General features: G+C 47.4%; 2 protein-coding genes. Both read left to right on the plus strand.

Annotation, left to right across the window (positions count from 1 at the left end; genetic code table 11):
• On the plus strand, positions 1–220 hold a 220-nt coding region (locus EL84_RS30540; protein WP_047844551.1), incomplete at its 5' end, for an acetyl-CoA carboxylase biotin carboxyl carrier protein.
• Between the two features lie 55 nt (positions 221–275).
• A partial coding sequence (locus EL84_RS31595) for a biotin carboxylase N-terminal domain-containing protein (protein ID WP_152683114.1) occupies positions 276–363 on the plus strand: 88 nt, incomplete at its 3' end.

Genomic DNA, 363 nt, shown 5'->3' on the forward strand with positions numbered 1-363 from the left:
GATGGTAGGTACTTTTTACAGAGCTTCCTCGCCGGAAGCGGGTCCTTTTGTGAGCGATGGTGATAAAGTTGTTGAGAAAACAACGGGATGTATCATCGAAGCTATGAAGCTGATGCACGAGCTTGATGCGGACATCAAGGGAGAAATCGTTGAAGTGCTGGTTGAGAACGGACAGCTGGTCGAGTATGGGCAGCCCCTTTTCCTGGAGAAATCGGAATAACCGTTATAGCTGGTTAACAGCTAACCGCATGAGCTTCGAAGGAGGACAAAACGAAATGACATTTCAAAAAATACTGATTGCGAACCGTGGAGAGATTGCGGTACGTATTATTCGTGCCTGCCGAGAAATCGGTATCTCAACGG

It is taken from the genome of Paenibacillus sp. VT-400 (genome assembly GCF_001029205.1).
Taxonomy (GTDB): domain Bacteria; phylum Bacillota; class Bacilli; order Paenibacillales; family Paenibacillaceae; genus Paenibacillus; species Paenibacillus amylolyticus.